At 62.7% G+C, this 1145-nt stretch carries 1 protein-coding gene; it reads right to left on the reverse strand.

Going from position 1 to position 1145, the window contains the following annotated elements; genetic code table 11:
- Positions 1-931, reverse strand: a 931-nt coding sequence (locus tag AC097L_RS25545) for an enolase C-terminal domain-like protein (protein ID WP_479589502.1), incomplete at its 3' end; no start/stop codon positions are given.
- Positions 932-1145 lie beyond the last annotated feature (214 nt).

Consider the following 1145-nt stretch of genomic DNA (forward strand, 5'->3'; position numbering starts at 1 on the left):
GGCCGTCCAATCCGCACTGCATGCCAAACGATTCGGCCAGGTGCGCCACCTTGAGCGTGGGGGTCATGCCCCCCACGCCGGGCACACCGGCACGCAGGATGTCGCAGGCACCGGCCTTGACCCAGTCGGCCCGGCTGTGGTGCTTGCCCGACAGGCTTTCGGGCCCGACGATGGGAATGTCGAGCTGGTCGGCCAGCCAGGCGTACGAGGCCATGCTTTGCTCGTTCATCATCTCCTCGAACCAGGTGAAGTTGAGCTTCTCCAGGGCGCGGCCAATGGTCAGCGCGTCGATGCGGCTGTAGTTGTGGTAGCCATCCAGCATCAATGGAACGTTAGGACCGACAGCCTCACGTACCGCGGCGCAGGCCTGGATGTCCATGGGCACGCTAGGGGCAAAAGAGACGGGCGGCATCCAGGTGTGCAGCTTGATGGCCTTGTAGCCGCGCGCCACCAGCTTGAGGGCGAAGTCGCCATATTCTTGCGGGGTGGACAGGCCGCCTTTGAGTTCGTCACCGCACATGGTGCTGCCGTAGGCGGGCACCTTGTCGCGGTAGCCACCAATCAGGCGGTACACCGGCTGACCCAGAATCCGGCCTGCCAAGTCCCACAGCGCCTGGTCTACCGCAGCCAGGGCGCGGTCGGTCAGTTGCCCGGCGCTACCGCGCTGCCAGTGTTCCAGGCCATGCCAGAGCTGCTCGCGCTGGAACGGATGCTGGCCCACCAGCACCTTGCGCACAAAGGCTTCCAGCACATGGGGGCGGATCACCTCGGGCGGCGCAAAAGCGTAGCCGCTGTGCCCCTCGTCGGTGGTGATGGTCAACAGGGCCATCTTGCCCAGGCCTTCGGGTCCGGGGTGGGAATGGCCTGCCGTGTCTACCGACCGGCGGGTCGGGTAGGTGAATTCGGTGCCGTGTACGCTGGCAATTTTCATAAGATTCCTTTTATGTCATCGGTCGTCAGACTGGAATGAATTTTAGGCAACACGTCAGACGTGTTAAATCAGTAGAAACCCTTGAATGCTGGATTTATTCAACTGTCTCGCACACGCCATCAGTCGTCAGGCGAGATGCCGGTCCGCGTTATAGTGGCCAGCTCTCCCCATAGCCCCTCCCCACCATGCAAACCACCCCACCAGAGCATCCCAC

This window comes from Rhodoferax sp. RT5P35, from assembly GCF_056521385.1.